We start from the raw sequence: 520 nt of genomic DNA, 5'->3' as shown, positions 1-520 counted from the left end.
GGCTGGGGAAGTACGGGGCCAACGAACTGCCACGCGCGGGGCGCCGCGCCGTATGGCGGCAACTGGGTGCGCAGTTCACGGATCTCTTCGCCGTGGTGCTGATCATCGCCTCGGGGATCACCTTCCTGGCTTACGCGCTCCAGGAGCCGCGGGACGGCGACACCTTCCGGCTCGCGGTGGCGATCCTGGGCGTCGTCCTCCTGAACGCCGCCATCGGCTTCGCCCAGGAGTACTCGGCCGAGCGAACGGCCCAGGCCCTGGAGGCGATGGTGCCGCACACCTGCCGTGTGCTGCGCGGCGGCGAACGGCTGGAGCTGCCCACCCGGGAGCTGGTGCCGGGTGACGTGGTGGTGCTGGAGGCCGGGGACGCCGTGTCGGCGGACTGCCGGGTCGTCGAGGCCCACGAGCTGTCCGTGAACAACGCGCCGCTGACCGGGGAGAGCAACGCCGTGGACCGCACCGCCGACCCGGTGGCCGCGGGACCCCTGGTGGAGGCCCGCAACTGCGTGTTCATGGGGAC

Annotated in this window: 1 protein-coding gene; it reads left to right on the top strand. The window is 72.3% G+C overall.

Annotated elements, in window-relative coordinates; genetic code table 11:
* Positions 1 to 2: 2 nt before the first annotated feature.
* Positions 3 to 520, top strand: a 518-nt coding sequence (locus LPA54_RS36460; RefSeq protein ID WP_228984798.1) for an HAD-IC family P-type ATPase, incomplete at its 3' end; no start/stop codon positions are given.

This window comes from Streptomyces sp. DH12 (assembly GCF_020873895.1).
Lineage (GTDB): Bacteria > Actinomycetota > Actinomycetes > Streptomycetales > Streptomycetaceae > Streptomyces.
The sequence above is the reverse complement of the archived record's forward strand: the minus strand, read 5'-3'. Positions and strand labels throughout refer to the sequence as shown.